Source organism: uncultured Caulobacter sp. (assembly GCF_937900395.1).
Classification (GTDB): domain Bacteria; phylum Pseudomonadota; class Alphaproteobacteria; order Caulobacterales; family Caulobacteraceae; genus Caulobacter.
The window spans coordinates 1-8701 of sequence record NZ_CALCDX010000061.1 but is presented as its reverse complement, the minus strand read 5'-3'; the positions used below and the strand labels follow the sequence as shown (position 1 = coordinate 8701).

At 67.4% G+C, this 8701-nt stretch carries 8 protein-coding genes; 5 read left to right on the top strand and 3 right to left on the bottom strand.

From position 1 onward, the window contains the following. The 3 genes from Q0379_RS05540 to Q0379_RS05530 all read left to right on the top strand — a co-directional run. Positions 1–500 (top strand): chorismate synthase (locus tag Q0379_RS05540; protein WP_299005405.1); only part of this gene is annotated, 500 nt, incomplete at its 5' end. A 144-nt stretch (positions 501–644) separates the two neighbouring features. Then, on the top strand, positions 645–1181 hold the full coding sequence (locus Q0379_RS05535; RefSeq protein ID WP_299005402.1) for a response regulator: 537 nt from the start codon (positions 645–647) through the stop codon (positions 1179–1181). An 81-nt stretch (positions 1182–1262) separates the two neighbouring features. Beyond that, positions 1263–1475, top strand: a complete 213-nt coding sequence (locus Q0379_RS05530; protein ID WP_299005399.1) for a hypothetical protein — start codon at positions 1263–1265, stop codon at positions 1473–1475. A 154-nt stretch (positions 1476–1629) separates the two neighbouring features. On the opposite strand, the gene Q0379_RS05525 is transcribed toward Q0379_RS05530, so the two are convergent. From Q0379_RS05525 to queC, 3 genes are all read right to left on the bottom strand, one after another. Beyond that, positions 1630–1995, bottom strand: coding sequence for a 6-carboxytetrahydropterin synthase (locus Q0379_RS05525; RefSeq protein ID WP_299005396.1), 366 nt, complete (start codon positions 1993–1995; stop codon positions 1630–1632). A 72-nt stretch (positions 1996–2067) separates the two neighbouring features. Beyond that, positions 2068–2700: a 7-carboxy-7-deazaguanine synthase gene (gene queE, locus Q0379_RS05520; RefSeq protein WP_299005393.1), complete on the bottom strand. Its 633-nt coding sequence runs from the start codon at positions 2698–2700 to the stop codon at positions 2068–2070. A 90-nt stretch (positions 2701–2790) separates the two neighbouring features. Further along, entirely contained in the window at positions 2791–3558 is a 768-nt protein-coding gene (queC, locus tag Q0379_RS05515; protein ID WP_299005391.1) for a 7-cyano-7-deazaguanine synthase QueC, read from the bottom strand. 477 nt (positions 3559–4035) lie between these two features. Here queC and Q0379_RS05510 point away from each other — a divergent pair, with 477 nt between their 5' ends. Together Q0379_RS05510 and Q0379_RS05505 are read left to right on the top strand one after the other, a co-directional pair. Continuing rightward, a complete protein-coding gene (locus tag Q0379_RS05510) occupies positions 4036–6864 on the top strand; it encodes a TonB-dependent receptor (RefSeq protein WP_299005390.1) in 2829 nt (942 codons plus the stop codon). A 174-nt stretch (positions 6865–7038) separates the two neighbouring features. Then, positions 7039–8568 (top strand): response regulator, encoded by a 1530-nt coding sequence (locus Q0379_RS05505; protein WP_299005387.1) that lies wholly within the window; start codon positions 7039–7041, stop codon positions 8566–8568. Positions 8569–8701 lie beyond the last annotated feature (133 nt).

The window sequence follows — 8701 nt, the reverse complement described above, 5'->3', positions numbered from 1 at the left end:
TGGAGACGATCCGCAAGGCCGGCTCGTCGACCGGCGCCATCGTCGAGGTCGAGGCGACCGGCGTCCCGGCCGGCTGGGGCGCGCCGCTCTACGGCAAGCTGGACGCCGAGCTCGCCGCCGCCCTGATGTCGATCAACGCCGCCAAGGGCGTCGAGATCGGCGAGGGCTTCGCCAGCGCCGCCCTGACCGGCGAGGACAACGCCGACGCCATGCGGCGAGGCCCTGACGGCCAGCCGATGTTCCTGTCCAACCACGCCGGCGGAATCCTGGGCGGCATCTCGACCGGCCAGCCGGTCGTGGCGCGCGTGGCCTTCAAACCGACATCTTCGATCCTTATCCCGCGTCAGACCCTCAACGAGGCGGGCGAGGAAATCGACCTGCGCACCAAGGGTCGCCACGACCCGTGCGTCGGCATCCGCGGCGTGCCGGTGGTCGAGGCGATGACCGCCTGCGTGCTCGCCGACGCCTTTCTGCGCCACCGGGCTCAAACCGGAGGTTGAATTTCACGCATGACGTGTGAGTGCGTTTCAACCTAACATCGCTCGGACAACAAAAATCACCATTTTCATTGTAATACAAAAGCTTTTTGGTTGACCGGCGTTATTACAAGCCGGTAACACTCGCCCAATAGGGGAGTGGATGTCGTGCGGTTCGAGCTGCTGAAAGTCCTGCTGGTCGACGACAACCAGCACATGCGCATCCTGCTGATGGAGATCCTCAGGGCCGTTGGCGTCCGCCACGTTTTCGAGGCGACCGACGGCGTGGAGGCGTTGGCCGTGATGCGTCAGACCGCCATCGACGTGGTGATCACCGACCTCTCCATGGGGCCACTGGATGGCCTGCACTTCGTCCAGCTGCTGCGCCGCGCGCCCGAGAGTCCTAACCCCTACACCCCCGTGATCATGATCACCGGCCACTCGACCGAGCGGCGGGTCAACGAGGCGCGCGACGTCGGCGTCAACGAGTTCCTGGCCAAGCCCGTCACCGCCCGGGCGGTGATCGACCGCCTGACCCAGCTGATCGAGAACCCGCGCCCGTTCGTGCGCAGCGGCAACTATTTCGGCCCCGACCGCCGTCGCCGCGACAGCCCGCGCCACCCGGGCCCCTGGCGGCGCGGCGAGGAGAACCGCTCGACCTATGTGGACGCGCCGGCGGAAACCAAGCACACGCCGCGGGCCTGAAGGGCGGCGCCCTTCGATGGGCGCAATCTTAAGGCATTCGGGACGTAAGAAGGGACGACCATCGTCCTTGTGAGCCCGATCATGCCCTCCCCCCGCCAGACGCTCGTCGCCGCCACACTGCTCGCGGCCGCCCTTTCCCAGTCCGGATGCGTCGCCGCCGCGGTGGCCAGCACGGCGATCGGCGTCACCGGCGCGGTCGTCGGCGGAACGGCCAAGGCGGGCGGCAAGGTCGTGGGCGCGGCGGGCCGAGCCGTGATCCCCGGCGACAGCCGCAAGGACAAGGACGAGCGGTGACATCACCTTCTTCCCCATTAGGGGGAGGTGGATCGATGCGAATACGCATCGAGACGGAGGGGGTCCGCGCAGCGGTGATGCGTCGGCGAACCCGCTAGCCCCCTCCACCGGCGTTCGCCGGTCCCCCTCCCCCGATGGGGGAGGAAGAAAGTCATCACACCGCCAGCACGCAGCGCTCGCCGATGGTCGGGCGCGACAGCTCCACGCGCGACAGGCCCGGGAACTGGACCTTCAGGCGCTCGGCGAAATAGAGGCACAGGCGCTCCAGCGTCGGCGTCTCCAGGCCCGGCTTGTCGTTCAACAGGCCATGGTCCAGCTCGGCGGCGACGGCCTTCAGGGCCGCGTCCAGGGTGTCGAGGTCGGCGACCCAGCCGGCCTCCGCCATCTCGCCCTTCACGCTGGCCTCGACCTTGAACGAGTGGCCGTGCAGCTTTCGATAGCGATGGTCCGACGGACCTTGCTCGATGTAATGGGCCGCGTCGAAATACGCGGCCTTCGTGATCTCGAAGACGGGCTTCATCGTGTACTTCTTTTGACAGGCCTGGGAGGCTCTAGCGCATCGACCCTGTCACCAAGTCGCGCGCCTTATCCGTCAGGGCAGGCCGAGATATTTGTGCGTTTGGACGCTTAAACGCCATTGTGGGTGCGAAAGGCAATAGGCGACGGCCAATTGCGTGTTTCGGTCGCGGTCCGGCCCGTCCATCGGCTGCAGGTAGAACCGCTCGAAATCGAGGGCCGCGAAGCGCTCCGGCATGGCCTTTTCCTGCGGGAAGACGAGCTTCAGCTCCTGGCCCGAGGTCTGGACCACCGGTGCGTCCGCCTTGGGGCTGATGCAGATCCAGTCGATCCCGGGCGGGGCCGGAAGCGTGCCGTTGCTCTCGACCGCGATCTGGAAGCCGCGCGCATGCAGCGCCGCGATCGCCGCCTCGTCCAGCTGCAGGAAAGGCTCGCCCCCCGTGCAGACCACCAGGCGGTCGTCGGGACCGCCGGTCCACTGGGCCTCGACGGCCGCCGCCAAGTCCTCGGCCGTGGCGAACTTGCCGCCGTTCTCGCCGTCGATCCCGACGAAGTCGGTGTCGCAGAAGGTGCAGACGGCCTTGGCGCGATCCTGCTCGCGGCCGCTCCACAGGTTGCAGCCGGCGAAGCGGCAGAACACCGCCGCCTTGCCCGCCTGGCCGCCCTCGCCTTGAAGGGTGAGGAAGATCTCCTTGACGGAATACACCACTATTCCCTCTCCCCTTGCGGGAGAGGGTGGGCGCCGTAGGCGCTCGGGTGAGGGGTCGCGCAGGCGTTATCGGACAAGACTTTCAACCCCTCATCCGACGGCTTCGCCGCCACCTTCTCCCGCAAGGGGAGAAGGAAGGGGTTCGCGCCCCGCCGCGTCCCACTCGGCGTAGCCCTTCTCGCGCAGCTCGCAGGCCGGGCAGACGCCGCAGCCGTGACCCCAGGCGTGCAGAGCGCCGCGTTCGCCCTGGTAGCAGGTGTGGCTTTCCTCGACGATCAGCTTGACGAGGTCCTCGCCGCCCAGGGCCTTGGACAGCGCCCAGGTCTGCGCCTTGGTCAGCCACATCAGCGGGGTCTCGACGCGGAAATTGCGGTCCATGCCGAGGTTCAGCGCGCTCTGCATGGCGTCCAGCGTATCGCGGCGGCAGTCGGGATAGCCCGAGAAGTCGGTCTCGCACATGCCGCCGACCAGGGCGTCGATCCCGCGCCGATCGGCCAGGGCCGCGGCGTAGATCAGGAACACCAGGTTGCGACCGGGCACGAAGGTCGAGGGCAGGCCGCGCTCGGTCATCTCGATGGCGCGGTCGGCGGTCAGGGCCGACTGGGCGACGGCGCCGAAGCTCCTGATGTCGAGGACGTGGTCCTCGCCCAGGCGGTCGGCCCATTGCGGGAAGCGGGCGGCGATCTCGCGGCGCACGGTCTGGCGCGCCTCCATCTCGACGACGTGGCGCTGGCCGTAGTCGAAGCCGACGGTCTCGACGCGGCCGTACCGCTCAAGCGCCCAGGCCAGACAGACGCTGCTGTCCTGGCCGCCGGAGAACAGGACGAGGGCGGCCTCGGTTTGCGCTGGCGGGCTCATGCGCGGCGCTCGCTTTTCGGGAAGGGGAACATGCGCCCTCCTCTACACGAGCCGGGCTTCCGCCGGAACCGGCGGGGCGCCCATCCGCCGACGCCGGGCGCGAGATCCCAATACTCCGACCACGAAGTGAGTCGAATTCTTGCGACGCCATCTTCGCTTCTGCTCATGAATAGCGGGATCAAGACGCCTTACGCGCCGGAAATTTACGCTACGTAAGCCACAAACCCAATCTTCTAATCCAACCTTCACTTGCATGACCTCGGACAACGAAGCCGGATTTTAAGTGAAAAGGCGTAACCTATCGTCGATCACTTACATTGGGGCCAGTTGATAGTCAGAGAACGCAAGTATGCAATCTTCCAATGCTGCGATGGGCCCGCCGTACGCCCGCGTGGTGAAAAACAGTACGGCGCCGAGGAAACATCGACGCACCCAGGCCCACCCATAAGGCGCCGCTTGCGTCAGGGAGGGAATTCAATGTCGCAAACTCTGCGTATGCGGAGCCTGTTGACCATGGGCGCTTCGGCGGCCGTGCTCTCGGCTTTCGCCGTCCCCGCTTTCGCTCAACAACAGACCGCCCAGCAGGGTGGAACGGTCATCGAAGAACTGGTCGTCACCGCCCAAAAGAGGGAAGAGGCGCTTCAGGACGTCCCGATCGCGGTGTCGGCCTTCAGCCAGGACTCGCTGGAAGCGCAGAAGATCGACGGGGGGCCCAACCTGCAGCAGGCGATCCCGAACGTCAGCTTCGCCCGCAGCAACTTCACCAACAGCTTCAACTTCCAGATCCGCGGCATCGGGGCCAAGGCCGTCGGCGCTTCGGCCGACCAGGGCGTCGGCGTCCACATGAACAACGCCCCCATGCAGTCGGGCAATCTGTTCGAGGCGGAGTTCTACGACGTCGAGCGGGTGGAAGTGCTGCGCGGCCCGCAAGGCACGCTCTACGGCCGCAACGCCACCGGCGGCGTGGTCAATGTGATCACCGCCAAGCCCACGGACGTGTTCGAGGCCAACGCCCGCGCCGAGTACGGCAACTTCAACGCCATCCGGCTGCGCGGCATGGTCAACGTGCCGATCTTCGGCGACAAGCTGGCCGTTCGCCTGTCCGGCGCCACGCTGAAGCGCGACGGCTTCGTCACCAACACCTTCACGAAGAACGTCGTCGACGATCGGGACCTCTATTCGACCCGCGTCCAGGTGATGTTCAATCCGACCGAGAAGCTGCGCACCAACTTCCTGTGGGAACGCTTCCACGAGAACGACAGCCGGGCCCGCACCGGCAAGCAGCTCTGCACCAAGGATAACGGACCGGCCACCGTCGGGGGCGTGCCCACCGGCGCGGCGCGCGGCTTCCTGACCCAGGGCTGTCTGCCCGCCTCGATCTACGGCGCCAGCGCCTATGGCACGGTCAACACCTCCGGCACCCTGACCGGCCTGCTGGGCAACATCTTCGGCTTCACCGCGGGCGACGCCAACCTGGGCGACACCACCACGACCAACCTGCGCGAGATCGAGACGGCGCTGGATCCGATCTACCGCTCGGGCTCGAACGTCTACCAGTTCACCCTGAACTACGACCTGTCCGACACCCTGACCTTCACGTCGATGACCGCCTACAGCAAGGGCAGCGTCTATACGAAGCAGGACTACAACCGGAACGTCTCGCCAGTGCCGTTCAACAACACCCCGTTCACGCCGGGCGGCTTCTTCAACGACCCGCAGGTTGGCAACACCAACAAGTTCACCACCATCGACGTCTCGTCGGGCCGCTCCGAGCAGTTCAGCCAGGAACTGCGGCTGCAGTCGGCCTTCGACGGCCCGATCAACTTCAACTTCGGCGGCATCCACTTCACGTACCGGACGCTGACCGACTACTACGTGATCGGCAACTCGCTGACCCTGTCATCGCTGGCGCTGAACTTCTCCAACACCGGCAACCCGAACTGCAACCCGGCGACCACCGCCCGCTGCATCGGTATCGACACCGCGTCGGATCCGACCGGCGACGGCCACAACTACTATCTGAACCGCACGCCCTACACCCTGGTGTCGGACGCCCTGTTCGGCGAGGTCTACTACCAGGTCAACGAGGACCTGAAGTTCACCCTGGGCCTGCGCCAGACCCGCGACAAGAAGGCGGTGAAGAACTTCTCGACCGTGCTGCTGGCCCCGGGCTACGGCCTGACGCTGAACCCGACCAACCCCGACCAGCGCGCCCGCTTCAACGAGACGACCGGCCGCTTCGGCGTCGACTACAAGGCGCACCTGGGCTTCACCGACGACACCCTGCTCTACGCCTTCTATTCCAAGGGCTATAAGGGCGGCGGCATCAATCCGGGCGTGCCCGCCAATTCGGTGGGCATCCGCCAGACCTTCGACCCCGAATTCGTCAACGCCTTCGAGATCGGCACCAAGAACACCCTGCTGGGCGGCAGCCTGCTCTTCAACGCGACGGGCTTCTCGTACGACTACAAGGGGTACCAGATCTCGAAGATCGTGAACCGGACCTCGGTCAACGAGAACGTCGACGCCAAGGTCTACGGCCTGGAGCTGGAGACGATCTGGTCGCCGGTCCGCAACCTAAAGCTCAACGCCAACCTCGGCTATCTGCACACCAAGATCGGCAGCGGGGTCACCTCGATCGACACGATGAACCGGACCCAGTCCAACCCGGCCTATACGGTCGTGAAGGTGGGCCCCAACTCGTCGGCGGTCGGCGCCAACTGCGTGCTGGCCACCGCCGGCGTCGCCACGATCCTGGGCGCCGGCGCGGGCGGCACCCTGCCCTGGGCCTGCTCGGGCGCGGCGGCCTATCAGGCGTTCCTGTCCGCCCCCGCCGCGGCGGGCGGCGCGGGCCTGCCGACGGCCACCGCCGCCTTCCTGGCCAACGCCACGGGGCTCTACACCTACGGCTCGGGCTATTCGATCGAAGGGACGGCGGCGAACCTGTCGGGCAACGAGCTGCCCAACTCGCCCCACTGGACCACCTCGCTCGGCGCCCAGTACACCTTCGAGCTGTCGGACGGCTGGTCGGCGACGGTCCGCGGCGACTACTACCGCCAGAGCAAGCAGTTCGCTCGCGTCTACAACACCGAGTACGACCGCCTGAAGGCCTGGGACAACGGCAACCTGACCCTCAAGGTCGAGAAGCCCGAGTGGGGCCTGTCGATCGACGCCTATGTCAAGAACATCGGCAACAAGCTGCCCATCGTCGACGCCTACACGACCGACGACAGCTCGGGCCTGTTCACCAACGTGATCACCGGCGAGCCGCGCCTCTACGGGATCGCGATCACCAAGTCCTGGTAGCGAGTACTCTGTAACCCCGGAACTTGCGAGGCGGAGCTCCCGGGCTCCGCCTTCCTTTTTGGCTCGTCCCAAGCCCCTCAAGGCGGCCGCGACACCGCGCGCGGGGCGGACTTAACGACTCTGCAAGGCCGCAAAGGGCAAGTTGCCCGCCTGTAGGTCCTGGCGAAGTCCCGAATGGAAACGCTTTCACGTCTGATCGAGAAGCGCGAGCCCGTCGCGCCCGTCGCGTCCTGCGCCGAGGTCGCAGCGATGTTCGACGCCGATCCGACGGCGGCCGCGATCGCCGTGGTCCAGGACGAACGCCCGATCGGCATCATCTATCGCGACGTCCTGCAGGGCATGATGCGGGTGGCCGGCGAGGCCCTCGCCGCCACGCCCATCGTCGCGGTCATGGACTCCACGCCGCGAATCGTCCCGGCCGACAGCGACGCCAACGCCTTCGTCGACTCGCTGCGCGACAGCGCCCAACCCGTGTTCCGCACCGCCTATGTCGCGATCGACGACGCCGGCCGCTATGTCGGCGTCGGCGGCCTGACCTCGCTGCTCAGCGTCCACCAGCGCCGCCGGAACGAGGCCCGCGACGCCCGGGCGCTGATCGAGCGCATGGCCATGGACATCGGCGATCACCTGGACGGCGTCCTGGCCATCACCGCGCGCCTCGAGCAACAGCGCCTGACCCCCGACGCCGCCGCCTTCGTCCGCGCGATCAGCGACACCAGCCGCGACATGAGCGAGACAGTCGGCCGCGCGATCGACCTGCACCGCTCGGCCCAGGGCCACCTGGCCTTCAAGCCCGAACCGACCCGTCTGCGCGACCTGGCCGACGCCTTGGAAGCCCGTTGGGCTCACCGCGCCCAGGACGGCGGTTCCACCCTGCTGGTCTCCTACGACGGCGATCCGGAGTGCGGCGTCGAGCTGGACGGCGAGCGCCTGATGCAGGTCTTCGACATCCTGGTCGAGAACGCCCTGGCCGGCGGTCGCGGCATGATCGAGGTCCGCCTGACCGCGCGGCCCGAGGGCGACCTGGTGCGGCTGGACGGCCAGGTGCGCGACAACACCGCCGGTCACGACGCCGAGGAGCGCCTGGCGCGCCTGGCGGGCCCCATGGGCCAGCCCAGCCTGCAGGACCGCAGCGAGATCGCCCTCAGCGTCGGCCTGGCCCTGGCCCGTCGCATCATGCGGGGCATGGGCGCGCCGCTTCACGCCGAGGCCAATCGCGGGGCTGGCGTCACCGTGGGCTTCTCGCTGATCGCCCGCGCCGTCGACACGATCGCCGCCCACGCCGGCGAACCGACCCTCTCCGGCCGCGCCGCCCACATCCTGATCGTCGACGACAACGCCACCAACCGGATGGTCGCCGAGGCGCTGTGCGACATGTTCGACTGCACCTCCGAGCAGGCCGTCGACGGCGTCGAGGCCGTCGAGATGGCGCGCGGCGGTCGCTTCGACCTGATCCTGATGGACATCAAGATGCCGCGCATGGACGGCGTGGCCGCCACCCGCGCGATCCGCGAGATGGGCGGCCGGATCGGCCAGACCCCCGTGGTCGCCCTGACCGCCAACGCCGATCCGATGGACGTCCAGACCTACATCGCCGCCGGCATGCAGGACGTCGTCGAAAAGCCGATCAAGCCCGAGCGCCTGGCCGTCGTGCTCAGCGCCCTGCTGGGCGGCGAGGACGAAGCCGAGATCGAGGCGGCCTAGCCGAGCGAGATCGGGGCGCCGGCGCCCCTGGCGCAGACGCGCGGCTAAGCCGCGCGTCTTGCCCCCTCGGAGAGGCGCGCCGAGATATTGAAGCGGGTGATCAGCCGCTCCAGCTCGGCGGCTTCCGTGCGCA